Below are 24,799 nucleotides of genomic sequence, written 5' to 3' on the forward strand. Positions count from 1 at the left end.
GTGATGCGTATTATGGACGGCCGAACACGGACTGCGCGAGCAGTTCGGAAACGTCATAGACCGGCATGGTCTCTTCGACTTCCTTCGCTTTGGTGCCGTCGGTGATCATCGTCATGCAGTACGGGCAGGCGGTGGAGATGGCGGTCGCGCCGGTCTCAATCGCTTGCTCGGTGCGCATCACGTTGATGCGGCCGGTGCCGGTCTCTTCTTTGAAGAGGCCGCCGCCGCCTGCGCCGCAGCACATCGACTTGCCGCGGTTGCGCTCCATCTCGACCAGGCGGATGCCCGGGATCTGCGAGAGGATGTAGCGCGGTGCGGTGTAGACGTCGTTGTAACGGCCGAGGTAGCAGGAGTCATGGTAGGTGATCAGTTGCTCGACATCGTGCACCGGCTTGAGCGCGCCGGAGTCGATCAGGCGAGCGAGCAGTTCGGTGTGGTGGATGACTTCATCCGCCTTGTACCCGAAGTCCGGGTATTCGTTGAGGAACGTGTTGTATGCATGCGGGCAGGTCGTGACGATTTTCTTCACGCCGTACTCGTTGAAGATCTCGATGTTTGCTTCCACCAGCGACTGGTAGAGGAACTCGTTGCCGAGGCGGCGAGCAGAATCGCCGTCCGACTCTTCTTCTGCGCCGAGGATCGCAAAGTCAACGCCTGCTTCTTGGAGCAGTTTGGCGAACGCCTGCGCGATCTTTTGGTTGCGCGCGTCAAACGAGGCGGAGGAACCGACGTAGAACAACCACTCGACGCTGCCTTCGACCTCGCCCATCGTGCGGATGCCGAGATCTTTGGCCCAGTCGCCGCGGGTGTTGCGGTTTTGGCCCCACTCGTTGGACTGACGCTCGAGGTTTTGGAACGCACGGTTGACTTCCGGCTCAGCCTTGCCTTCGGTGAGGACGAGGTAACGGCGGAGGTCCATGATCTTGTCGACGTGTTCGTTGAAGACCGGGCATTGCTCTTCGCAAGCGCGGCAGGTGGTGCACGCCCAGATCTCGTTTTCGCTGTAGGTGTCGCCGATCAGCATCGGAAGTTCCGCGGTCGCCGCCACTTCAACGCCGGTGCCTTCCATGCCTTTTGCGACCGATTGTTTCTGCTCCAGCAGGGTGTCCCCGACTTGGATCAGGTGGTCTTTCATTTTGAGGATCAGGTACTTCGGAGACAGCTCGGTGCCGGAGACAACCGCCGGGCAGTTGACGTGGCAGCGGCCGCACTCGGTGCAGGCATAGCCGTCGAGCAGTTGCTTCCAAGACCATTGATCGATGCGGCCGACGCCGAACTCTTCAATCGACTCGTCTTCGAGGTCGAGCTTTTTCAGGCGACCTTTCGGAGTGCCGTCTTGCTTGGTGCGGAAGTAGACGTTGAACATCGCGCCGACCATGTGCAGATGCTTCGAGCGCGGGATGTAGACCGCAAACGAGAACAGCACGATGCAGTGGAACCAGAAGAGGATTTCTTTCATCACGACCTGTGCCGTCTCGGAGAGACCGGTGAACATCGGCAGCAGGAAGGACGCGATCGGAGCCGCAAAGCCCGGATCATGGCCGGTCAGCGCATCGGCAGCCGCCCAGTACAGGAAGTCGGAGATGATCAAAAGCGCGATGGCCCCGACGATCAGACCCGCCTCCAGCGTCACGTCCAGACGCATCGGCTTGAGGATGTAGCGTCGCAGCGCGGCGATGGCCAGCGCGACGAGGACGAGCAGGGAAAGCATTTCCTTCATAAAGGTAAAGACGGACGAATCCAGCCCCGGGATGTGAACGCCAAACAGGTGGTACGCGAAGAAGTCGGATACCCCAATCGAGATCACGATAAACCCGTAGAAGATGAAAAAGTGCGCGATGCCGGACGGCTCAGCCAGGACTTTGCCTTGGCCCAGTACGTACTTGAAGAAGTCACGCACACGTCCATCGCTGTTGTCAAAACGATTCTCAGCCGTGCCGAGCATCAGGTACTGGTAGCGGCGGTAGAACGCCGACAAACTGTAGTACGCCGCCACGCCGGCCAACGCCAAGAACAGCAGAATGCGAATCCATTCCATGTGTCTTCACTCCTTTGCTTTCTTATCTAGTTGCATCACCGTAGCGGCAGATGAATGAATCATCATTCAAATTTCGACCGAACGGTCGGTGTTGGTGAAAAAAAAGAGACCTCTCCTATACTTATACACGATTTCGTCCGAAAATTCGAGTGTGAATTTTAGGAGCGGCTGGACTTCTGCGTGGAAACCTGTGAGGATGGAAGACGTATTAATAATTAGTAAATTCTGGAGGTGTTTTCCGCGATGTACGAACGAAGCCAAGCAGACACGATGTCTTTTCCTTCGTCTCCGGCTCGACAGTCCGGTTGGGAGCGTTACGGGCTGCTTGTGATCCAGCTCTCGGTGCTGGCCGTGCTGGTGCTGATGATCGGCCGCTCCTTCCGTTTGTATACCGATACGGTTGCGGTGTTTTGCACCGCGCTGTTGATCTGGCAGTTTTTCAAAGTTCCGCACCATCACCTGAGTTTTGATCTGAGCGACGACGAACTGATCATTCATCATCACAAGGGGCCGACGGTCATCGCCTACTCGGACCTCGCCCAAATCTGTGCGCACAGCGTCGAGGGGCATCTGCACAGCCTGCAGGCCGCCCTGACGCAGCAGGGCTACTCGTTTGGCAAATGGCGCTGGAAGCAGCACGAGATCACGCTCTACGCCGCTCAGCGCAGCCGCCTCGTGCTACTCGACACCGAGCAAGGACTGATCGGGATCTCGGTGGCGGCGGAGCAAGAAGACCGCTTTGTCGAGGAGTTGAGCCGCCGCACCGGTCTGGTCCCCGTCAGAGGCGATTTTTCGCCGCAGCACGCGAAAAAGGCGATGTCCCAATTTCCGCTCATCCTGTTCTCCATCGTCCTCTACATGATCGGCGAAAACATGATCCGCTCCACCTACCCCGACTCAAACGTCTACCAATTCGCCGCGTTTCTCCTCTTCGGCGCCCTCGTCGTGATCTCGCTGCGCGTCTGGGAGCGCGTGCATGAAAAGATTCCGGGTCTGTTGCTGATCTTGACGAGTGCGTTGGTCGCGTATTCGATCTTTTTCGGGAATGATTGAAACGAATGCTCCCCTCACAGTGACTAACGTTTCACACAAGAGAGAAACGTTTGACAAAGGGGGAGCTTTCTATTTTTCGCATGATCCTTCGCGGACTGATCATCTTCGTCTGCGTGGTGGCCGGTATTTTTTTGGCGAGCAATGTGGACAAAGGCGTCGAGCGCTTTGCTCCGGATCAGTTGCACGTCCAGTTGCGCGGCACGGATGAGTACGAGCGGGTGCTGGCCAAACTGCCTGAAGTGCACATCCTCGACCGTGAGACGGGCCTCGTGCAGATCCCGTACGGGCAGACGACCGCGTACATCGAGCGGCTCCGTGAACATCCGGAGGTCGGCATGGCCTTTTTGGTGCCGGTGGAGCCCACGTTCAGCCTGAAACGCTACGGCTCCGAACTGTCCAAGCAACTCAACCAATACAGGGAAGGCAACTACGGCGAGCTCTACTACAACAGGGCCCCGCGCGCGTACCCGATCAATTCCTACCTTGAAAATATGATCAGCCGCTCGCTGTCCTATCTGATACCCGCCCTGATCTTCTCCGTCACGGCCGGCTTGCTGCTCGCGATCTGGGGCTCCCTGCAACCGCGCATCGGGCGGCTGCTCGACGGGGGGCAGGCGCTGCTGATGGCGTTGCCCGATTTCTTTATCGTCGTGCTCTTGCAGATCCTCGCGATCTTTCTCGCCAAAGCGGCGGGTCGTACGGTGATCAAGATCATGCAGGTCGGCGACGATGTGCCGTTCGTGATCCCGTTTCTCGCCATCGTCATTTTACCGACCGCGCTGATCTACGGCGCGATGCGGATCGCCTTTGACCGCGAGTGGCAGGAGAGCTACATCATGACCGCCAAATCAAAAGGCCTCACCCGCACGCAGATCTTTTTCCGCCACATCCTGCGCAACACCCTGGAAGACTTCCTCGTCATCCTGCCGAAGTCTGTCGCCCTCGCCGTCACCTCGCTCGTGATCGCCGAGGTGATGACCGGCGTCTTTGGCCTCGGCGGGTACGCGGTCAACGAGCGCATCACCTACGTGACGTCGCTGCCGATCACCTGCGTCCTGCTGGCCGCCTTCGTGATGGCGACGCATCTGATCGTCGCCGTCCTGCGCAACACGCTGATCGTCCAGACGAAGGAGGGAGCCTAGGATGCGCACCGCAGCCATGCAACGCTTGCAATACCGACTGGCGGTGACGCTGATGATCCTGCTCGTGCTGACCACGCTGTTCGGGCACGTGCTGATGCCTCAGCCGATCACCCCCGACATGAACGACACCTACCGTTGGGAAACGGTCGACGGTGTGCGGACGATGGTCACCGCGCCGTTTCCGCCCGACAGCCAAAACTGGCTCGGCACCGACCATCGCGGCTATGACGTGCTGAGCATGATCCTGAACGGTGCCAAATACACGCTCGGCTTTTCGCTGGCCGTCACGTTCTGCCGCTATCTGATCGCGCTGCCCGTCGGCCTGCTCGCGGGCGTGACCGGACGCGGCCGGAGCCTGCTCGCCACGTTGCAGATGATCGTGTCATCCGTGCCCGCGCTCTTGATCGTCTTTCCCGCACTGTACGGCCTGTACCTCGCCTACGGGATGTCGGAAGGCCTGAGCCCTGACGATCCGAAAGTGTTCCAGTTCATGGTCCTGCTCTTTGCCCTGCTCGTGTTGATCGGCCTGTTCCAGCCCGCCCACCAGTTCTCCGAGCGGGCGAGATACTACGCCGACAAACTGTTCGTCACCGTCTCGCGGACCATCGGCGCGTCCGACTGGCGGATCGCCTTTCGCCATCTGATGCCCCATCTGCGCCCAGAGGTGCTGTTCGCGTTTCTCGCCGATTTTGTGCAGGTGCTGTTTCTCGTCGGGCAGCTGGCGGTGCTGTCGATCTTCCTCGGCGGCGGTGAGGTGTTTGTGATCGACGCAGATGATCCGTCGTCGGCAGTCGTGCTCACCCAGAGCGGCGAATGGGGCGCTCTGATCGCCTACGGGGCCAAAACGTTTCGCACCGCGCCGTGGATCATCGCCGCCAGCGGCGGTTCTCTGACCGTCTCGATCCTGATCCTCACCTTCTTCTCCAAGCAATGGCAAAACCGCCTCGCCCGCCCTGCGATCTACCGCAGCCGGCCGTGGCGCGCCAACAAACCGGCACTGGCAGCCGTCACCGCTGCGGTCGTTGCCTGCACCGCGCTGCTCCTCGTGCTGCCGAGCCGCACGGAGATGGCCGCGACCGGCCTTGCCACCGACGAGCAACTTCGCCAGCAAGAAGAGATCCGAAGCGACCTGACCCGCACCGCCGCCAACGTCGTCGCGGCGACGCTCAACGACCGCCTATCCGAAGCGATCGCCTACACGATGAGCGGTCCGCCAGAGATCAAAGTCGACCGCCCCGCACTCGTCCTCGACCGCTGGAGCAAAGCGTTCGTCTCCGGTCGATACGCGTTTGTCGACATCGGCGAGGTGCGCGTCTCCGATCTCTCGTTTGACCGCAGCACGTTTTATGAAGTGGACGTCCGCGTCCAAAGTCAAAGCGGCGGGGAAGAGACCTGGCGTCTCCTGATGACCCCCCGCATGCGCAACTTCGGCTCCCGCGTCATCGGCGTGCTGGACGGGCCGAAATAAAAAAAACCGACTGCCCTCCCGGCAATCGGTTTTTTTCCTCTACCGTCGCGGCGCATCCAGCCACGCTTCGGCTGCGACCGCTTTTTCGATCAAGTTCAACGTGCGGCAGACGACCTGCCCGATCTGAAACGAATGCGGCGACCGGGTGCCGTACAGCTCACTCGCGCTCTCCGTCCCCTCGCACCAGTCCTGCCCGCCTGCCGGAGCCGGGCTGACCACATCGGGCCACGCATCGGCCAAGACGGGCGAATAGATCGGATGAGCCCGCCGGCGCAGGGCACAGCCATCGAGGCGGGGGTGGTAGCGTTTGCTCGGCAGCCCCTTGCGCTTCTTGCCGTACAGATGCGGCCAATAGTCGGCTCTCGATCCGGTGTGCGGCGTCTCCTTGGCCCAGCGCAAGGCGCCGTCGTGCACCTCCTGATTTTTGAACAGGATCGCATACAGCCGCCGCCCCATGTCGATCCGCTCAACCAACGGCAAAAAGGTGTCGACCTCGATCCCGGCCAAGGGCAGGCGCGAGTCGCCCGTCGCTGTGAACGGGTGGTAGGGAAACAGCACCTGCGTCAGATTGAGATACGTCTGCGCGGCAAATTCAAACGACCCGATCACCCCTTGAAAATCCGGGTGTTGCACGACCCGACGCTCGATAAAATTCTGCTCGTTGACCACCAGCGCCATCGTCACACCCTGCTCTTCGCCCGACCGCCAATACCGCTCCCAATTGACCCGCATAAACCGCGACACGCCAAACGCGGGCAAGAGATGAAAGAGCGGACGCCCCCGCTCGCGGCTTTTTTCATAGAGCAACAGCTGAGGATACGCATCGCCAAAGATCAGGTAGTTGGCTCGCTCAAGAAATTGGAAAAAGGACTCGGTCTCCGCCGACTTCATGATCCGGGGGAGCCATTCTCCTTTGAGATCGGTCATCTGATAGCCGCCGTTGCGCGAAACCATGTGGGCGAGAAACGCCCAGTGCAGCTCCGGGCGGCGCAGGTAGAGCGCGAGATAGGCGGCGGTGCGGGTGACGTTGTTGCGGTTGTGCCGCTCGGTCTCCCGCAGGATCTCCTCGCAGAGGAGACGCTCCTCGTCCGGCAGCGCGTGCAGTTCGATACGTCCCGGGTCGGGATGTTCGCGCAACATCTGCTCCAACTCACGGCGCACGGCGCGGATCTCTTCTCGGTTGATATAGCCGAGCCAGCGGGCCCGCAGCTTTTTATAGCCGCTCAACCACGCCTCTTGCAGTTTGTCCAGCATGGCGCGCCCTCCTTTCCCTCTATCTATATGATGACCGCCCGCCGCTTCGTGAAACCCGGTCGGTCATGATACGATAGGAGAAATCAGGAAAAGGTATGTCCACACAGGAGGTGCTTCCCCATGAACGATCAACACTCCGTCGTCCTCGTCACCGGAGCCGGACGCGGCATCGGCCGCTGCGTCGCCCTCGCCTACGCCAAAATCGGAGCCCGCGTCGTCCTCGCCGAGCTCGACCCGCAGCTTTGCGAAGAAACGGCCGCACAGATCCGCGAACAGGGCGGCGAGGCACTCCCGGTGCCGACCGACCTGCGCCGACCGGAGCAGATCGACGAGTTGATGGCCGCCGTCGACGCCGCATACGGCCGCCTCGACGTGCTGATCAACAACGCAGGTCTCTCCCGCTGGAAATCGCCCTACGACCTCACCGTCGACGAATGGGACGACATCCTCAACCTCAACCTGCGCGGCACGTTCCTTTGCACCCGTGAAGCGGCCAAGCGGATGAAATCGCAAGGCGGCGGCCGCATCGTCAACATCTCGTCGACGCGCGCGTTGCAATCCGAACCGAACACCGAAGCCTACGCCGCCAGCAAAGGGGGCCTCCTCGCCCTGACCCACGCCCTCGCCGTCTCGCTCGGGCCGGACAAGATCCTGGTCAACGCCATCTCCCCCGGCTGGATCGAGACGGGAGACTACGACGCCCTGCGGCCCGAAGACCACGCCCAACACCCCGCCGGCCGCGTCGGCACACCGGACGACGTGGCACGGGCCTGCCTCTACCTCACCGACCCGGCCAACGATTTCGTGACGGGCATCAATCTTGTACTGGACGGCGGGATGACGAAGAGGATGATCTATGAGGAGTGAAATGGAAAAAGCACCTGACCTTCGGGTGCTTTTTGGGCTCTTGCTTTGCCAACGAGAACTGTTATGATTTAAATGAACAATTGCAAATGGAGATGAAATTGATGCTACTCTTTTTCCTGACGATCATCGCGAGCTTTCTGCTGGTTGCCTTGCCTCATCTCTTTTCCAAACTCACCCGCTGGAAGTTATGGATGCGCGTATCCAGCGTCCTGCTGCTGACTCTCTACCTGATCCACTTGAATGGATTGTTTACCTCATCTCCAGCCCCGGCTAGCACTGCGCCGACCATGCAATCAACGGTCACCACCCAAACCATCACAAAGGCCAAAAACACCGCACCCGCATCTGCTGCCACTCCCTCCGAAAGCGAAACCAACGTCACCAGCACCGTAACACAAGATGACTTCAAAAAACTTTTCCTCACCAAATCCAATCACCAAGTGATCGCATTCCTCACCTCCTTGTTGCTGGCTTGGATTGGCGTCCTGATCTTTTCTTTACCCTTTATGGACTTCACCGAGTTTTCAATCCTCGGCAACACGCTAAAAGTCAAAGAACAAGCAGCAAAATCAGAAGCAGCAGCAGCCGCTGAACTGGACAACCTGTTAAAGTTGGAACATCAACGCTCCGCAATCCTACTTGCGATCAGCACACCTGCTCTTTTCCAAATCGAAACCTGCTTTGATGCAGGCGGCCATTTCCAACCCGCCCTTGCGTTGCAAAAGGTAGCCAACACCCTGACTCAAGGTTTTCTTCAAACCAAAAAAACGATTTCCCTCATTTTTGTGGAGATTCAAAACGGACAAGCTGTTGATCTGGAACCTCAACTCGAAGGCTTGGATTTGTCCAACCGGAAGCTCATTCGCAAGACTGCGACAGACGCGCTCACCAAAGGGGACTCGGAGGTCGGCAACCAATCGGGACGTTCTGTTCTCGCCACCCCTCTTTCCACACAAACAGGGCAAAGTGCGTTTTCACAACTTCTTATTCTGTACAGCACGGACATGGAGTTTTCAGAGATCGATGCGATGATGGTGCATACAGCCTGGCAGATGATCGAACATCAGCGTTTGATTCACACTGCAACACTGCAGGCTACGTGGTATAATGTGAAAAAGGAGGGAGCCGAATGATACAGCAGACGATGAGCCCGCAGTCCGGTCAGACAAAAGGTGATGAAAAATCGAACGCACAATTGTCGATGGCGATGCAAAATTTTTTGGCTGCCAAAGGTCAGTTCGATCCGAAAAAAGACCCGCGTCATAAACGCCTGCAAAAACAACTGAAAGCAGCCCGCATCTTCTCGTGATGCCGTCTGCAACTCAAACATATAAATGGACATAATGATACCTGCAGAGGTGATCGTTGTGTCCATTCTTCCTTTTCGCAGATCGCATCGAAAACAGAGCACATTGCGTGCCACGGCTCCATCGCATGAACTGCTTGAATTCGTGAAGGCGAAAGGAGCCTATGAACCTGCACAAAGCCCGGCCAGAAAGCGATTGCTTGAGAAATTGCAAGAAGCAAGGCTCTATACCGAATAAAAAACAGGCATCTCCCCATTCCCGGAGATGCCTGTTTTCCTTGTCGTTTCACCCAAGCCCCCGCTTCACCATCTCCTGCACCACATAAGACGCGACATCCGGTGCCAGCGTCCCCGGCCCGAAGCCCGCGTCATACCCCAGTTCCAGCGCGAGTTCGTGCCCGATGCGAGGGCCGCCGCAGACGAGGACGAGCCGTTCCCGAAGCCCTTCCGCTTCCAGCAGTTCGACGAGCTCTGCGAGATTTGGTAGGTGGACGTCTTTTTGGGTGACAACTTGGGAGACGAGGATCGCGTCCGCTTTCAGTTCGATCGCTTTGGCGACCAACTCCTCATTTTCCACTTGCGACCCGAGGTTGTATGCGTCGATCATCGGGTATCGCTCCAACCCATACTCGCCGTTGTAGCCTTTCATGTTCATGATCGCGTCGATGCCGACCGTGTGGGCGTCGGTGCCGGTGCACGCGCCGAGAATCGTGATCTTGCGGCCGATGCGCTCTTCGATAAATGCGTTGATCTCGTAGAACGACATCCGCGCCGACTCCACTTTCGCCACTTTGATCCGGGTCACGTCGACCGACTCCCGCGTCTTCGCATAGAGCACGACAAACGTAAAGTCCTCGCCGAGGTCCTGCTGATGCACCACCGACGGCTCGTGCAGACCCATTTTCACGACCAGTTGGCGGGCGGCTTCGGCAGCCTCTTCCCCAGGCGGGATCGGCAGGGAGAACGACAGTTGGATCACCCCGTCGTCAAACGTGTCGCCGTACGGGCGCACCTGCGTCAGGTCCCGGTGTTTCCACTGCGACGTCATCGCGTGATCGCCTCCAATCCCAATTCCACGCGCAGCAGTGTCTCGAACGGGTTGAAATAGTCGTCCGCCCGCTTCACCACACCGTGCAGCCCTTTGCCGCCCGTCATCGTCCGCAACACATCGGCGAACATCCCCCGCGAGATCGCTTCCAGCATGCCGATCCCCTCGACTTCTTCCAAGATCGCCGTCGCTTCGCCGAGCACCTGATGAGCTCGCTTGACGATCCGGCCGTCCCGCTTGTATTCGATCTCGTCGCCGAGACGGCGCATGTTGTGAAAGACATATTTCGCCCCTTCGATGGCGATCTGCCGGTCATGGATCAGCGGCGTGTGAATCGCCTCCGTCATCATGCCGAGCAGTTGAATGCCTTGATGCGTCATCGCCCCGACCACGTTGAACAGCGTATCCTGCACATGACCTTTGAAGATATTGCCCGTCATGTGCTTGGTCGGCGGCATGTATTTCAAAGGCGCTTTCGGAAACAACTCCCGCGCCATCTGCGCCTGCGCCAACTCCAGCAAAAATCCATCCTCCAGATCCGGGCTCATCTCAAACGCATGTCCGAGTCCCATCTGCTCCTCCGGCAGCCCGGAGCGCAGAGCCAGGCTTTCATTGATAAATTGCGATGCCAACACCGCCGGCGCTTGCTCCACCGCGTCGGCCGTCGTCAGGTAGTTGTCTTCGCCGGTGTTGATGATCACCCCGGCGAACGAATTGATCATCCGCGAGAAGTTCTGGTCGACCAGCGTTCGCTGCATGTTGATGTCGCGAAAAAGGATACCGTACAGTGCATCATTTAGCATCACATCGAGCCGCTCCAACGCGCCCATCGCCGCGATCTCCGGCATGCACAGCCCGGAGCAATAATTGCACAGCCGGATGTACCGTCCGATCTCCTCGCCGACCTCATCGAGCGCCTCGCGCATGATCCGAAAGTTCTCCTGCGTCGCATACGTCCCGCCAAATCCCTCCGTCGTCGCCCCGTACGGCACGTAGTCGATCAGCGACTGCCCCGTCGAACGAATCACGGCGATGATGTCCGCCCCTTGCCGTGCCGCCGCCTTGGCCTGCACGACGTCTTCATAGATATTGCCGGTGGCGACGATGACGTAAAGATACGGCTGCGGCCCTTCGCCGAGCGTCTGCAGATACTCCTCGCGCTTGCGGCGATTCGCCCGGATGCGTTCGAGGCTCGCATTCGCCAACTCCGTCCCCTTTTCCCGAATCGTGGCTTCGTCAGCCATCGGGATCTCCAGCAGATCCAGCGTGCCGTCGGCCACCTGCTCGCCGATCTCCTGCACGGTCAGCCCGCGCTGGATCGCCGCATTGATCACATAGCGCGCCGCTCCCCGGGCGAGCTGCCCGCCTTCTTTGATCTGGTCCACGACCACGTTCGGCAATGGAACAAAGTCTGCGTCGACACCATCCAGTCCATAGAGGCGCAACACCGTGCGCTCCACCGCCACCGTCGTCCGCTCCAAAATAAACGATTGCAGGCTGTCGGCGATGCCGGAGGCCGCCCGGCGGGCCCGACTCACCTGCTTTGGATCGAGATACAACTTGCTCATCGGCTCACTCCCTTTCTCTCAACACCCGTTCGGCCCGCTCCACCAAGTCCTCCGGCAGACCCAAACACCTCGCCAACCGCACCGCTTGCCGCTGCACCTCTTGCCTGTCGCTCGGGATCACCCGGTAGTCAAACGCCGCCTGCAGCCGGGCCAGCACGTCGCCAGCCCCGCCGCCCTCGCCTTCCCACCGCTCCAACATCTCACCGCGCAGCCCCGCCACGCGATACTGCTGCACCCCCGGCACCCGCGTCACCTGCGGGAAATGAGAGGCGATCCACGCCGTATGTTCCGTCTCGCACAGCCACGACGCCAGCGCGACGGCGAGCGCTTCGCCCTCCTGCGGATTGGTCGTGCGCGCCACCTCGTCAAGCAGGAGCAGCGCCCGCCCCCGCTCCGTCAGCAGGGCGACCAGTCTGCTCATCTCCGCTCCAAACGACGACAGCCCGCCCTCCAGCGACTGTCCGTCTCCCGCAGACATCCCGATCCGCTCCACCGGCTGAAAATGAAAGACGGTCGCCGGCACGGGCATCGCGTACTGAGCCAACGCTTGCAACAGCCCGAACGTCTTCAACGCCACCGTCTTGCCGCCCATGTTCGGCCCGGTGATCAGCCCGACGCCCGGTTGCAACTCCAAATCGAGCGTCGTGTACACGCCGCCCCGCGCCTCGACAGCCTCCCGCGCCGCCGGATGCCAGCTGCCTGCGACGCGCCACGGCTGATCGGTCACCCACTCCGGCAGGGAACCGCCCCATGCGCGGGCCAGCTCCACCTTGGCCAGCGTCCAGTCCAGCCGTGCCAGTGCGGTGCGGGCTTCGTGCAGATCGGGGACCTCTTGTACCAGGCAGACCGCCATCTCCGCCAGCACCGCGACTTCCCGCTCTTCGATCTCCGTCAGCAGGTCCTTCCGCCGCGCCCGCATCGCCGTCACGTCCGCCTGATCGACGACGCGAAACACCGTCTCGTAGCGGTTTTTCAGCACCAGTTCCAACTCCGCATCCTCCGCTGCAACCTCGCGGGCCGCCTCTCCGCGCTCCCACACATACAGCCCGTCGCGACCCGGTGCTCGGCCGTACCGAGTCCGCAGGCTGTCGTGCTGCTCCTTTTTCCGAGCGGCGATCCGTCCTTCGATCCGAGACAGTTCCCCGCGCAGCCGGGCCAGTTCCCCGTCTGCCGCCTCGCTCAGCGCAAACGCGGGCACCAGCTCCTCCTCCGGGTTGAGCAGGCGCAGCAGACGCTCCCAGTCGAGCGTCCGCCACCAAGAAAACGACAGCCCGCCCGCTCCGAGAGCCCGCTCGATCTCGCGCCCGTGCCAGAGCATTTTTTTTAACTCAAAAAAATCTACCTGCCGCAACGCCGCCCCCTGTTGCAACAGCCTGAGCATCGCCTCGATATCCGGCACCTCCGCCAACGCCTGACAGAGCCGCTCCGCCAGCGTGCCGTCCGCCTCCGCAGCCGCCCGCACCGCGCGCAGATCCTCGACCGCTTCCCGCCACGCCGCTTCGTCGCCGGGTCGGTACGGCCGCCCGAGCACGTCGCGCCGAAACGCTTGACCCGCCACCGATACCGGGCGGCACTGCGCCCACACCTGCGCCCATCCCAACTCCTGCGCGGTCGCCCTCGGTAAAAATTCGGGTGTCGTCTTCATCCGCTCACACCTCCTCCTGTCCTTTCACGTCGTACACGGGGATTCCGTCCGCCATCTCCCGCACCGCCTGCAACAAGTCACGGCGAGGCAGATCATAGCCCGCGACCGAGTGCGGATTGACCGTCAGTCCAAACACCCGCACCGCCCGCCGCACCGCGATCCGATGCCCCCGCCGCCAAAACTTGCGCCAGACTGGAGCCGTCACAAAAAAGTGGGTGCTGTCCGGGATCACCACCGAAAACCCGCGCGGCAATCCCGTCAGCATTTCCAGCAATCGGTCTGTCAAAGCCCCCGTCACCGCCAGCGCCCGGACCGCGTCGCTCCCCGGCCAGTCCGGGTCGAGCTGCGGGTGAGCACCGAACGGGGTCTGGCGCAAAGGCACGGGGAGATATCGCTCCGCCCCCACCGCGTTCGCGTCCGAAGGGGCGAGCACCCCGACCACCGTCGCTTTTGCCTGCAACGCCGCATCGAGCAGTTCCGCCTCCGCCTCGCTCGCCGTCGGCAACAAGAACCGTTGCAAAAAAGCCTCGCTCCTGCGCACCGTCTCCGCCACCGTGTCGCCGACCACCGCCCCCGTCGAGAGCACGACGCCGTCCGTCAACCCCGGAGCGGCGGCCATCATCCGGTCAAACGCGCCGTCCACGAGGCACAGCTCCGCCCCCAGCCGCTCCATCCGGGCGAGCACCTGCTCCACCTGCGCCGCCGTGCGAATGCCCGCCAACAGCACCGTGCCCGCCTGCCGCACCTCCGCCAGATAGACGTCGCCGAGCGTCGAGGAGATCCTCGTCGACTCCCGGATCGTCAGCCCGCTGCTGCCCGCCGTCAGCACATCGCCCGCCGACGCCACCCATGCCCCGGCCGGTACACGCACTTCCGGTTTGGGCACGCCGAGGATCGCATCGCTGCGCTCCCCGTCCACGCCGATCGACACGATCCCGAGCGGCACGCCGTCCTCCGCCGCCCGCTCGATCATCGCGTTCATCGCCGTCGTCTTGCCCGCGTGCTTGGCGATGCCGACAAACGCCACGCGTCGCGCACCGCTCGCCCGAATCGCTTGGTAGAGCCCGCCGCTCATTCCTCGCCGTTCACCGTCGGCAGGTCGGCAGCCGCCTCTTGCTCCTTGGGACGGCGGCGCACCAGCGTCTTCGGCTCCAACGAGAGCTGCTTGTCGTTCAACAGCCGCGCCAGCCCGATCTCGTGGTCGGTGCCGTGATCGTGCGTGCAGGTGGGCGGACACCCTTTGTCCTCATAGGTCGGCTCGTGATACACCGAGATCACGCCTTCAAAGTTGCGCAGGATCACCTTGCCGTGCCCTTGCGAGATCAGATACTGCGGCATCACCGGCACCTTCCCGCCGCCTCCGGGCGCATCGACGACAAACGTCGGCACCGCATAGCCCGAGGTGTGGCCGCGCAGTTGCTCCATGATCTCCACGCCTTTGGACACCGTCGTACGGAAATGCTGGATGCCTTCGGACAAGTCACACTGATAGATATAGTACGGACGCACCCGATTCAGCACGAGCTGATGGAGCAGATCTTTCATCACATGCACGCAGTCGTTCACGCCGCGCATCAACACCGTCTGGTTTCCGAGCGGAATCCCCGCATCGACGATCTTGTGACAAGCGGCCATCGCCTCCGGAGTCAGCTCATCGGCATGGTTGAAATGAGTATTGATCCACACCGGATGATACTTGCTCAGCATCTGCACGAGATTGTCGGTGATCCGCTGCGGGAACACGACGGGCGCGCGCGTGCCGATGCGAATGATCTCCACGTGCGGGATCTTGCGCAGGTTCGAGATGATATACTCCAGCGTCTTGTCGTTGACGAGCAGTCCGTCCCCGCCGGACAGCAGCACGTCGCGCACCTGCGGCGTGCGGCGGATGTAGTCGATGGCCGCGTCGAGCTGGGGCTTTGGCACCGAGTTGCCGACCTGTCCGGAGAAGCGGCGGCGGGTGCAGTGGCGGCAGTACATCGAGCATTGGTTGGTGATCAGAAACAGCACCCGGTCCGGGTAGCGGTGCGTGAGGCCCGGTGCCGGCGCGTCCTCATCTTCGTGCAGCGGGTCTTCCATGTCCCACGGCGTGCGCTGCATCTCGTCAGACTTCGGCGCGGCCTGCAGGCGGATCGGACAGGTCGGATCGTCCGGGTCCATCATCATCGCGTAGTACGGCGTGATCCGCAGCGGGATCGACACCTTGATGTTCTCGATGCCCTTTTTCTCCGACTCGGTCAGATGGATCACCTGCCCCAGCGATTCTGCGTCGTTGATCGTGTGCGTCAACTGCCACATCCAGTCGTTCCACTGCTCATCGGTGACGTCTTTCCACAGCGGAATGTCGCGGAAATGACGCTTTTGCTTGCCGTAGAAATGCAGCGGATTGCGATCCAGATCCTTTTCAGCCATGCCCATTGTTCAATTCCCCCTTTTATCTGTTCAAGCCCCGTATTTACTCGCAAACATCTCCCGCAACTTCGGCTCCTCGCGCACCAGTTGCAACGCAAGCATCGCATGCCCGCGCGTATAGCCGTTGCCGACGATCATCGTCACATCCTTGCCGACGCCTTCCGCCCCGAGCGCGGCCGCCGTGAACGACGTCGCCATCGAGAAGAAATACACCGTGCCTTCCTCCCGCGTCGCGAGGATCGACGACATCTCCGTGCCGGGCAGATTCACACAGTTGATCGTCACGTCGGCCATCCGGCCGCCCGTCGCCCGCTCCACCGCCGTCAGCACGTCGACCGGCCGCGTGCAGTCGAGAGTCAGCACCTCGTCAGCCCAGCCGAGCTCCCGCAGCGCGTCGCAGGCCGCTTCGCCATACTCGACGGCGAAGATCTTGCCCGCCGGACCTGCCGAACGCCGCGCCTGAGCCAGCACCAGCGACCCGCTCTTGCCCCCGGCTCCGAGGATCACCACCGTGTCGCCCGGCCGCACCAACTTTTCCGTCTGCGCCGGTGCGCCGCACACATCGAGCACCGCCAGCGCCATCCGGTCGGGCAGATCGTCCGGCAGCTTGGCATACAGCCCCGACTCGAAGAGAATCGCTTGCCCTTTGATATCCGCCTGCCCCGTCTTGACATCGAGGGAGAGGATCTCATCGATGGTAAGCGGTGTCAGCGACAGCGACACCAGCGTGGCGATCCGGTCGCCCGGACGCAGATCGATCCGCCCGGCGAGGTCCGCTCCGACGGTGCGCACCCGGCCGATCAGCATGCCGCCGGAGCCGGTCACCGGGTTGTGGTGCTTGCCGCGCTCCGCCACGATCCGCTGCATGTGCGCTCCGATCCGTGCCGGGTCGCCCGCCTCCGCCTCGCGGATCTGCGCAAACGAGGCCGAGTCGATATTCAACGTCTCCACGTCGATCAAAATCTCATTGGCATACACATCCATCGTATTGTCGATCCGCCAGGCGGGCTGCGGCATCGCGCCTTGCGGTTCCAGCACGCGGTGCAGCCCGTAGCGATGGCCCTGCTTCATCCTCGTCCACGCCTCCTCTGTCCACCAAAGTCACTTCTGCCTCCTAAACATATGCAAGTTCCGTGCCAAAAATAAAAAAGGCCCGAGAAAATAATTTCTCGCGCCTCGTCCATGCCCGCGGACTCTGCATGCTCTGCTCACTCCCCCCGCTTGCCCGCCCGCGACAGTCGGTACTGCAACGTCTGCCGGGGCACCTGCAGCAGCTTGGCCGCCTGCTGCACATTGCCTTCCGTCTGCACCAGCGCCCGTTCGATCAACTCCTGCTCGACCTCGCCCATCACCTCGCGCAACGGCCGCACCGGCCCGTCCGGCACCACCAGCCCCGCCCCGGTTCCCCTTCCCCTCGGCAACCCCGCTCCAAAGCCTGTGCCCGTGCCTGCCCCGCCGCCCTGCCGCAGCGACCACGGCAGATGCTCCGTCTCGATCACATCGCCTTCCACGATGTTCATCGCCCCTTCGATCGCGTGCTCCAACTCCCGCACATTTCCCGGCCATTCATAGGCGAGAAACCGCTCCCGCACAGCGGGCGACACCCCCTTCACCCGCTTGCCGAACGCCCGGTTGAACTTGTGCAAAAAATGATCCGTCAGCAGTTCCACATCGTCCCGCCGCTCCGCCAGCGACGGCAAGTGCAGCGACACCACATTGAGTCGGTAGTACAGGTCTGCCCGGATCAGCCCCTCCTGCACCGCCGTCAGCGGATTTTGATTGGTCGCCGCGAGGATGCGCACATCGATCTCCGTCACCTTCGCATCGCCCACCCGCCGCACCAGCCCCTCCTGCAACACGCGCAGCAGTTTCGCCTGCAACTCCAATGGCATCGAGTTGATCTCATCCAAAAACAGCGTCCCGCCGTCCGCCAGTTCAAACAGCCCGGGCCGGTTCTCCGCCCCGGTAAACGACCCCTTCACCGTCCCGAACAGCAGCCCTTCGAGCAGCGTCGCCGGCAACGCCGCACAGTTTTGCGCGATAAACGGCCGTCGGCTGCGCGGCGACGCATTGTGAATCGCCTGCACAAACAGCTCCTTGCCCGTCCCCGTATCGCCATACACCAGCACCGGCGAAGACGTCGTCGCCGCTCTCGCCGCCAGCTCCTTCACCTGCAGCATCTCACGATCCTGCGTCAAAATGCCGGCAAACGTCCATTTTGCCTCCATCGGCGGGCTCGTCCCGCGCCCCGCTTTGCCTTCCCGACGCGCCAGTTGCGCCTGCAGATCAACCAGCTTTTCATTGAGCACTTGCAGTTGCGTCAGATCTTTTGCCACCTCCAACGCCCCGATCAGCCGCCCGCCGGACAGGATCGGCAGCGTCGTGTTCACCGTGTGCACCTTCGAGCCGCGGATGTTCGTATACACCTGCGACGTCGGCGGCACCGGCTGCCCGGACTCCAGCACGCGTAGCAGCGTCGAAGAAGAGCCGTCCAGCGACGGAAACACCTCCAGCACATGCCGACCGATCACCTCAGCCGGGTCCAGCCCGTCAAACTTCGCCGCCGCATCGTTGTAATAGATCGTCATCCCCTGCCGATCCACCGCATGGATGCCTTCCTCGATGCTCGCCAGAATCGCTTTGAGCATCTCCACCGTCTCCGCCGTCTCCCGCTCCATCCCGTTCCGCCCCCTTTCTTCCCTCTCCCCCTATCTCTATGCGGTGCCCCCTGCCGTCCATGCCGAATATTCGGCACACTCGGCGCCCGCTTTTCGGCATCCGGGCACAAAAAAACACCCTGCTCTCACAGGGTGCGTGCAAAATGAATCCGATCCCGGCACGGAATGCCGTTTTCCGTGATCGGCTCGCTGTATTCCCGCAAAAAATAATCGTGCTCGATCCCGGTCATTCGAAATCCAAGCTTTTGATAAAACGCCAGATTGCCGATGCTGGAGTTGCCTGTCGCCACCTTCACTTCGCGCACGCCTCGCTGCCGCAGCATCGTCAGCACCGCCTCCACCATCTGCTTGCCATGCCCTTGCCCTTGGTAACGCTCTCGGACCGAGACATTTTTCAACTCGACGACAGGTGTCGCTTCTTCCTCTGCCAGCACATGCATCACACCGATCGTCTCGTCCTCCTCTGACAGCCAGGCGTACAGTTCCCCGACCTCCAGATAGCGTCGCACCGCTTCCTCCGACGGGTCGGCGAGCAGCAACAAAGGCAGATACGCATCGCGTCTCTTCTGAACAGCATGCAGCATGTATGCAGTCCCTCCTCGAATCGATCCTGATACCGTTAAATTCGTTTCTCGCCCGCAAAAACCCTTTTGAAATGTAAAGAAAGTTCCTTCCCTCCTGCGTTCTACTCGTCTTTTTTAACTCCCTTTCCCTGCCGTTCTAACAGCAAGGGTACCCGTTTTTGAAGTTGTGAACCGATCTTTCCCAGGTCCTTCGACTTGTAATGACCCCAGTATCCGTCCGGCGGGATCGACATCCCCAGCTCTTGGGCCAACTCCCCTTTCATCCGCTCGACCATGTGCCGGACCTCTTCATCACTTATATCCCATCGCGTTCGTTTATCCCGCATTTTTTATCTCCTGTGTCAATAAAAGTTCAAAGCCTAAAAACTACACATTTGGTTCCGTGTAAAAAATGACTCTGTCTTTGTCGAAAACACCTGTCGATACGGCTCTATTCTTGCCAAGATCGGGCGAAAAGAGAACCGGGCATGAAAAATCCCTCACACACGCAAAAAAAGATGATTTTTTTCGACACGAAAGAGGAAGAAAGCCCCCGAACAGCATGTGACCGCGTCCTGGCCAGGATTTCGTCTATTAGATGTAATCTCCTTGCTTCCCCAGCATGGCCAACTCCACGCCTCGACAAGCTTTTACAAAATCTTAAAATTCCCATCGAAACAATGGTTATTAATAGCAAATATATCTCAATTAAAATTTGTTGACATACGATCAATTCCCATTGTAATATGTGGCTACAGACAAACAGTCTGAAAAAAGAGATAACTTACAGGAGGTCATTCCAAATGAACAAAAAGCTCGTGACTACGCTCGTACTCTCCTCGCTCGTCGCTTCCGCATTCGCGTTTAACGCAGGTGCTGCAAACGACAAGCAGATCCTCAAAGACGAACAAGGCAAAACCCACAACGTTGTCGGCAAGCTCGGCAAAGTCAAAGGCGCTACCGCTGAAGAACGCGCATTCAACGCGCTCGACAGCGTCAAAGGCGAGTTCGGCTTTGCTCAAGCAAAAGGCAACTTCAAAGTAAAGAAATCGGAAGTTGACGAAGTGGGCATCACCCACACCCGCCTCGACCAAACCATCAACGGCATTCCGGTTGCCGGCGGCGAGATGATCGTCCACGAAGCAAAAGGCGAACTGCAAGGCGTCACCGGCGAGTTCAAAGCTCTGAAGGCAAACACCGACAAAGCGTCCCTCTCCACCGCTGATGCAGTTGCAGCAGCCGTTGCAGCGACCGGCTTCACCGGCGAACTGTCCGAAGCAGCCAAGTCCGAACTGTTCTACGTAGCAGCAGACGGCGAAGCGAAACTGGCGTACAAAGTCATCATCCGCTACCTCGCAGAAGAGCCGGGCAACTGGTCGGTCTTCGTAGACGCGACCGACGGCACCGTCCTCGAAACGATCAACGCCATCGAGTACGTAGTCGGCACCGGCACCGGCGTCGCAGGCGACACCAAGTCGATCAACACCACCTACAAAAACAGCACCTACTACCTGGAAGACCAAACCAAGTACATGTACACCCAAAAAGGTTCGACCATCGACACCTACAACTTCAACAACGGCACTTCGTCCCAGTACTACATGACCGACACCGACAACGTGTGGAACACCACCACCCAACGCGCCGGTGTTGACGCTCACTACTACGCGGGCAAAGTATACGACTACTACAAGAACACCCTGAACCGCAACTCCTTCGACGGCAACGGCGCGAAGATCATCTCCGGCGTTCACTACTCCACCAACTACAACAACGCGTTCTGGAACGGCTCGCAAATGACCTACGGCGACGGCGACGGCGTACAATTCCGCGCACTGTCCGGCTCCTACGACGTGGTCGCGCACGAACTGACTCACGCAGTCACCGAGCGCACCGCCAACCTGACCTACTCCTACCAGTCCGGCGCACTGAACGAGTCCTGGTCTGACGCAATGGCATCCGTCATGGATTCCGGCGACTGGCTGATCGGTGAAGACGTCTACACCCCGGGCACCGCCGGCGACGCCCTGCGCTCCATGTCCAACCCGGCTCTGTACGGCCAACCGGCTCACATGAACCAATACGTGAACACCTCGTCTGACAACGGCGGCGTGCACACCAACTCCGGCATCCCGAACAAAGCGTTCTACAACTTCGCGACCGCTATCGGTTCCCGCGACGTAGCCGGCAAGATCTGGTACAAGGCGATCTCGACCTACATGACCTCCTCGACCAACTTCTCCGGCGCTCGTTCCGCAACCCTGCAAGCGACCACCGCTCTGTACGGTTCCGGCTCCTCCTACTACACCGCTCTGCAAAACGCTTGGAGCGCTGTCGGCGTCAACTAATCCACAACGAACCGCTCAAAACCCGTTGCTTTTGCAACGGGTTTTTTCTTTTTCTTTATTTTAATTCCATATTGACGGATGGAAATACGTGTTATATCCTTATGTTGCAAATTGATATTACAAAAATAAACAAAGACACTGGGAGGCTCCATCATGAACAAGAAATTAGTCGCGACGCTCGTGCTTTCTTCGCTCGCAGCGTCCGCGTTTGCGTTCAACGCAGGCGCAGCAAACGACAAACAAGTCCTGAAAGACGAGCAAGGCAACGTCCACAACGTCGTCGGCAAGCTCGGCAAACTGAGCGGCAAAACGGCTGAAGAGCGCGCGATGAACGCGCTGGACAGCGTCAAAGGCGAGTTTGGCTATGCCAAAGCGGCCGGCAACTTCAAAGTGAAAAAATCGTCGACCGACGACCAGGGCATCACCCACACCAAGCTCGACCAAACGATCAACGGCCTGAAAGTATTCGGCTCCGAAGCGATCGTCCACGAAGCGAACGGCGAGCTGCAAGGCGTCACCGCCGACTTCAAAGCCCTGACCGCCAACACCGACAAAGCGTCGCTCGCATCCCAAGACGCAATCGCAAAAGCGGTGGCTCACACCGGCTTCACCGGCGAGCTGTCGGAAGCCGCTCAGTCGGAACTGCTCTACTTCCCGCAAGACGGTCAAGCGAAACTGGCGTACAAAATCGGCGTCCGCTACCTCGGCGCGGACGAAGCGGGCAACTGGCAGATCTTCGTGGACGCGGTCAGCGGCGACATCCTCGACGCGATCAACAAAATCGAGCATGTGGTCGGCACCGGCACCGGCGTCCTCGGCGACACCAAGTCGATCAACACCACCCTGCGCAACGGTCTGTACTACCTCGAAGACCAAACCAAATACATGTACACCCAAAAAGGCTCCACGATCAAAACGAACGACTTCCGCAACGGCACCGGCACCCAGACCCTGATGTCCGACTCGGACAACGTCTGGAACACCACCTCCCAACGCGCGGGCGTCGATGCTCACTACTACGCGGGCAAAGTGTACGACTACTACTACAACACCCTCGGCCGCAACTCGTACGACGGATTGGGCCGCACGATCATCTCCGGCGTTCACTACTCCACCAACTACAACAACGCGTTCTGGAACGGCACGCAAATGACCTACGGCGACGGCGACGGCACCACCTTCCGCCCGCTCTCCGGCGCGCTCGACGTCGTGGCGCACGAACTGACCCACGCTGTCACCGACTACTCGGCCGACCTCGTCTACTCCTATCAGTCCGGCGCGCTCAACGAGTCTTGGTCGGATGCGATGGCATCGGTCATCGACTCCAATGACTGGCTGATCGGCGAAGACGTCTACACGCCGAACACCGCGGGCGACGCGCTGCGCTCCATGTCCGATCCGAACGCATACGGCGATCCGGACCACATGAGCGAGTACGTAAACACCTCGTCCGACAACGGCGGCGTGCACACCAACTCCGGCATCCCGAACAAAGCGTTCTACAACTTCGCGACCGCCATCGGCTCCCGCGACGTGGCAGGCAAGGTCTGGTACCGTGCGCTGACCTCGTACATGACCTCCTCCACCAACTTCTCCGGCGCGCGCTCTGCCACCCTGCAAGCATGCGCGGCTCTGTACGGCAGCAACTCCTCCTACTACACCGCTCTGCAAAACGCTTGGACCGCAGTCGGCATTTAACACAATCGCCTGAAAGAGCCTCGCATAACCGCGGGGCCTTTTTATGTGATCCTGAAAAAATTATTGACAGAAAACTCTTAGCAGATGTACGATGTTCGTGCGGTTTCGACAAAATCCGCGTTACATGCCAAAAGGGAGGCACTTACAAAGATGAATAAAAAATTCGTAGCGACCCTCGTCCTGTCCTCGCTCGTTGCATCTGCGTTCGCAATCAACGCAGGCGCCGCGTCGGACAAGCAGACCCTGAAAGACGAAACGGGCAAAGTCCACTCCGTGGACGGCAAGCTCGGCAAACTGAACGGCAAGACCGCAGAAGAGCGCGCCCTGAGCGCAATCGAAAAAGTAAAAGGCGACTTCAAGATCAAAGCTGACTCCAAGTTCAAGTCCAAGTCGTCGCACAAAGACGAAAACGGCACCACCCACACCAAGCTGAACCAAACGATCAACGGCATCCCGGTCTTCGGCTCCGAACTGATCGTGCACGAAGCGAACGGCGACCTGCAAGGCGTCTCCGGCGACTACAAAGCGCTGACCGCAAACGCGGACAAAGCGTCCCTGACCGACGCAGCTGCGATCGACGCAGCGGTTGCAAGCACCGGCTTCACCGGCGAGCTCTCCTCCCCGGCCCAAGCGGAATTGGTCTATTTCCCGCAAGGCGACCAAGCAGTTCTTTCTTATAAAGTAAACGTATCTTACCTCGCGGACATCCCGGGTCGCTGGACGGTCTTTGTCAACGCGGTTGACGGTTCCATCGTCAGCGCGACCAACAAGATTGAATCGGCAACCGGCGTAGGCGTTCTGGGCGACTCCAAAACGATCAACACCACCGCAAAAAGCGGCACCTACTACCTGGAAGACCGCACCAAGTACATGACCACCTACCAAGGCAACTCGATTAACACCTATAACTTCAACTACGGCACTTCGTCCCAGTACTACTTCACCGATGCGGACAACTACTGGAACTCCACCGTACAGCGTGCGGCTGTTGACGCGCACTACTACGCGGGCAAAGTGTACGACTACTATAAGAACTCCCTCGGCCGCAACTCCTACAACGGCGCGGGTGCTGCGATCATCTCCGGCGTTCACTACTCCTCGAACTACAACAACGCGTTCTGGGAAGGCACGCAAATGGTCTACGGCGACGGCGACGGCTCCACGTTCCGCGCTCTGTCCGGCGCGTATGACGTTGTCGCGCACGAACTGACCCATGCCGTGACCGAGCACACCTCCGGCCTGATCTATGAAAACCAATCCGGCGCTCTCAACGAGTCCTGGTCTGACGCAATGGCTGCTGTCATGGACTCCGCAGACTGGCAGATCGGTGAAGACGTCTACACCCCGGGCATCTCCGGCGACGCACTGCGTTCCATGTCCGACCCGGCTTCCGAAGGTCAACCGGCGCACATGAACCAATACCAGAACCTGCCGAACACCGAAGCAGGCGACTGGGGCGGCGTGCACACCAACTCCGGCATCCCGAACAAAGCGTTCTACAACTTTGCCACTGCAATCGGTTCCCGTGCAAACGCGGGCAAAGTCTGGTACACCGCTTCCCGTGACTACATGACCTCCACCACCAACTTCTCCGGCGCACGCGCAGCGACCCTGAAGGCGGCGGCAGCTCTCTACGGCTCCACCTCTTCGACCTACACCGCTCTGGCAAACGCTTGGAGCTCGGTCGGCGTATATTAAGATCAATTCCATT

Annotated in this window: 20 protein-coding genes; 9 read left to right on the forward strand and 11 right to left on the reverse strand. The window is 60.1% G+C overall.

All coding sequences use genetic code 11. The features are described 5' to 3' along the window. Nucleotides 1-10: 10 nt before the first annotated feature. Nucleotides 11-2,038, reverse strand: a complete 2,028-nt coding sequence (locus tag OS242_RS06610) for a (Fe-S)-binding protein (protein WP_267150865.1) — start codon at nt 2,036-2,038, stop codon at nt 11-13. Nucleotides 2,039-2,281: 243 nt separating this feature from the next. Between OS242_RS06610 and OS242_RS06615 the strand changes: the two genes are divergently transcribed. The 3 genes from OS242_RS06615 (at nt 2,282) to OS242_RS06625 (ending at nt 5,701) form a co-directional block, all read left to right on the forward strand. Further along, a complete protein-coding gene (locus OS242_RS06615) occupies nt 2,282-3,091 on the forward strand; it encodes a PH domain-containing protein (RefSeq protein WP_267150866.1) in 810 nt (269 codons plus the stop codon). Between the two features lie 80 nt (nt 3,092-3,171). Further along, nucleotides 3,172-4,233 carry an ABC transporter permease subunit gene (locus tag OS242_RS06620; protein ID WP_267150867.1) on the forward strand — a complete coding sequence of 354 codons (1,062 nt, stop codon included), beginning with the start codon at nt 3,172-3,174 and terminating at the stop codon, nt 4,231-4,233. 1 nt (nt 4,234) lies between these two features. Further along, nucleotides 4,235-5,701: an ABC transporter permease gene (locus OS242_RS06625; protein ID WP_267150868.1), complete on the forward strand. Its 1,467-nt coding sequence runs from the start codon at nt 4,235-4,237 to the stop codon at nt 5,699-5,701. Between the two features lie 39 nt (nt 5,702-5,740). Here OS242_RS06625 and OS242_RS06630 read toward each other — a convergent pair whose 3' ends face one another. Next, nucleotides 5,741-6,955 (reverse strand): DUF2515 family protein, encoded by a 1,215-nt coding sequence (locus tag OS242_RS06630; protein ID WP_267150869.1) that lies wholly within the window; start codon nt 6,953-6,955, stop codon nt 5,741-5,743. Nucleotides 6,956-7,075: 120 nt separating this feature from the next. Here OS242_RS06630 and OS242_RS06635 point away from each other — a divergent pair, with 120 nt between their 5' ends. Genes OS242_RS06635 through OS242_RS06645 form a run of 3 tightly spaced genes read left to right on the forward strand, consistent with a single transcriptional unit; the run spans nt 7,076 to nt 9,131 of the window. Further along, a complete protein-coding gene (locus OS242_RS06635) occupies nt 7,076-7,822 on the forward strand; it encodes an SDR family NAD(P)-dependent oxidoreductase (RefSeq protein WP_267150870.1) in 747 nt (248 codons plus the stop codon). After that, entirely contained in the window at nt 7,819-8,955 is a 1,137-nt protein-coding gene (locus OS242_RS06640) for a hypothetical protein (RefSeq protein ID WP_267150871.1), read from the forward strand. Before OS242_RS06635 ends, OS242_RS06640 begins: the two co-directional genes overlap by 4 nt. Beyond that, the gene (locus OS242_RS06645) at nt 8,952-9,131 is read left to right on the forward strand and encodes a hypothetical protein (protein ID WP_267150872.1); all 180 of its coding nucleotides are present in this window, start codon (nt 8,952-8,954) and stop codon (nt 9,129-9,131) included. The genes OS242_RS06640 and OS242_RS06645 overlap by 4 nt, the downstream gene beginning before the upstream one ends. Before the next feature lie 283 nt (nt 9,132-9,414). On the opposite strand, the gene kamE is transcribed toward OS242_RS06645, so the two are convergent. From kamE to OS242_RS06690, 9 genes are all read right to left on the reverse strand, one after another. After that, the gene (gene kamE / locus OS242_RS06650; RefSeq protein ID WP_267150873.1) at nt 9,415-10,176 is read right to left on the reverse strand and encodes a lysine 5,6-aminomutase subunit beta; all 762 of its coding nucleotides are present in this window, start codon (nt 10,174-10,176) and stop codon (nt 9,415-9,417) included. Next, nucleotides 10,173-11,744, reverse strand: coding sequence for a lysine 5,6-aminomutase subunit alpha (gene kamD, locus OS242_RS06655; protein ID WP_267150874.1), 1,572 nt, complete (start codon nt 11,742-11,744; stop codon nt 10,173-10,175). Before kamD ends, kamE begins: the two co-directional genes overlap by 4 nt. Before the next feature lie 4 nt (nt 11,745-11,748). Further along, nucleotides 11,749-13,389, reverse strand: a complete 1,641-nt coding sequence (kamC, locus tag OS242_RS06660) for a lysine 5,6-aminomutase reactivase ATPase KamC (RefSeq protein ID WP_267150875.1) — start codon at nt 13,387-13,389, stop codon at nt 11,749-11,751. A gap of 4 nt (nt 13,390-13,393) precedes the next feature. Then, entirely contained in the window at nt 13,394-14,464 is a 1,071-nt protein-coding gene (gene kamB / locus OS242_RS06665; RefSeq protein WP_267150876.1) for a lysine 5,6-aminomutase reactivase subunit KamB, read from the reverse strand. Continuing rightward, nucleotides 14,461-15,807 (reverse strand): lysine 2,3-aminomutase, encoded by a 1,347-nt coding sequence (kamA, locus tag OS242_RS06670; RefSeq protein ID WP_267150877.1) that lies wholly within the window; start codon nt 15,805-15,807, stop codon nt 14,461-14,463. The genes kamB and kamA overlap by 4 nt, the downstream gene beginning before the upstream one ends. 24 nt (nt 15,808-15,831) lie before the next feature. Then, nucleotides 15,832-16,872: an L-erythro-3,5-diaminohexanoate dehydrogenase gene (gene kdd / locus OS242_RS06675; RefSeq protein WP_267150878.1), complete on the reverse strand. Its 1,041-nt coding sequence runs from the start codon at nt 16,870-16,872 to the stop codon at nt 15,832-15,834. A 137-nt stretch (nt 16,873-17,009) separates the two neighbouring features. Continuing rightward, entirely contained in the window at nt 17,010-18,479 is a 1,470-nt protein-coding gene (locus OS242_RS06680; RefSeq protein ID WP_267150879.1) for a sigma-54 interaction domain-containing protein, read from the reverse strand. Between the two features lie 125 nt (nt 18,480-18,604). Next, a complete protein-coding gene (locus OS242_RS06685; RefSeq protein WP_267150880.1) occupies nt 18,605-19,063 on the reverse strand; it encodes a GNAT family N-acetyltransferase in 459 nt (152 codons plus the stop codon). Between the two features lie 101 nt (nt 19,064-19,164). After that, a complete protein-coding gene (locus OS242_RS06690; RefSeq protein ID WP_407702091.1) occupies nt 19,165-19,389 on the reverse strand; it encodes a small, acid-soluble spore protein, alpha/beta type in 225 nt (74 codons plus the stop codon). A gap of 456 nt (nt 19,390-19,845) precedes the next feature. On the opposite strand from OS242_RS06690, the gene OS242_RS06695 reads away from it, so the two are divergent. The 3 genes from OS242_RS06695 to OS242_RS06705 all read left to right on the forward strand — a co-directional run bounded on the left by OS242_RS06695 (nt 19,846) and on the right by OS242_RS06705 (nt 24,786). Beyond that, entirely contained in the window at nt 19,846-21,390 is a 1,545-nt protein-coding gene (locus tag OS242_RS06695) for a M4 family metallopeptidase (RefSeq protein ID WP_267150882.1), read from the forward strand. Between the two features lie 153 nt (nt 21,391-21,543). Next, entirely contained in the window at nt 21,544-23,088 is a 1,545-nt protein-coding gene (locus OS242_RS06700) for a M4 family metallopeptidase (RefSeq protein ID WP_267150883.1), read from the forward strand. A 150-nt stretch (nt 23,089-23,238) separates the two neighbouring features. Further along, complete coding sequence (locus OS242_RS06705) at nt 23,239-24,786, forward strand: M4 family metallopeptidase (RefSeq protein ID WP_267150884.1); 1,548 nt, start codon at nt 23,239-23,241, stop codon at nt 24,784-24,786. The last annotated feature ends 13 nt before the right edge of the window (nt 24,787-24,799 follow it).

This window comes from Tumebacillus lacus (genome assembly GCF_026410385.1).
Classification (GTDB): Bacteria; Bacillota; Bacilli; order Tumebacillales; family Tumebacillaceae; genus Tumebacillus; species Tumebacillus lacus.